General features: G+C 39.4%; 1 protein-coding gene. It reads left to right on the top strand.

The genetic code is table 11. From position 1 onward, the window contains the following. Nucleotides 1-635 (top strand): reverse transcriptase domain-containing protein (locus H4J59_RS19735; protein WP_259369321.1); only part of this gene is annotated, 635 nt, incomplete at both ends.

Raw genomic sequence — 635 nt, 5'->3', positions numbered from 1 at the left:
CATAAACTCGGCTGTAAAATAAACGATAAAGCCTTGATGCGATTGATTGGAAAGTATTTAAGGGCGGGTGTTGTAGATAAAGGGAAACGAGTTCAAACCCAAGAAGGTGTGCCGCAAGGCAGTCCTTTATCGCCATTACTTTCTAATATCATGCTTGACGAGCTTGATAAAACATTAGAAAAGCGAGGTCACTGTTTCGCACGCTATGCCGATGATTTTACCATTTTAGTGAAAAGTCATCGAGCAGGACAGCGTGTTTTAACGAATATTAGTGTGTTTTTACAACGCAAACTCAAATTAGCCGTTAACGAAGATAAAAGTCGTGTTGGCTCAGTAAAAGAAACCAAGTTTTTAGGGTTTAGTTTCAAGCGAGGCCAAATACAAATCTACGACAAAGCACTTGTAAAGTTTAAACAACAAGTACGTCGATTAACAAACCGAAATTGGGGGATAGCGATGAAGAAACAAATTATTCATTTAAACCGTTATTTACGTGGTTGGGGTAACTATTTCTTTATAGCCAATGCTTATCAACTATCCGTAGATTTAGACCATTGGGTTCGTCGTAGAATACGGATGTGCTACTGGCGACAATGGCGAAGGCCCAGAACCAAGGTTAGAAATTTACTTAAGCG

The sequence above is a fragment of the Colwellia sp. MB02u-10 genome, assembly GCF_014077185.1.
GTDB lineage: Bacteria > Pseudomonadota > Gammaproteobacteria > Enterobacterales > Alteromonadaceae > Cognaticolwellia.
Note: the sequence above shows the minus strand (reverse complement) of the source record. Positions and strands in the feature narration are given on the sequence as shown.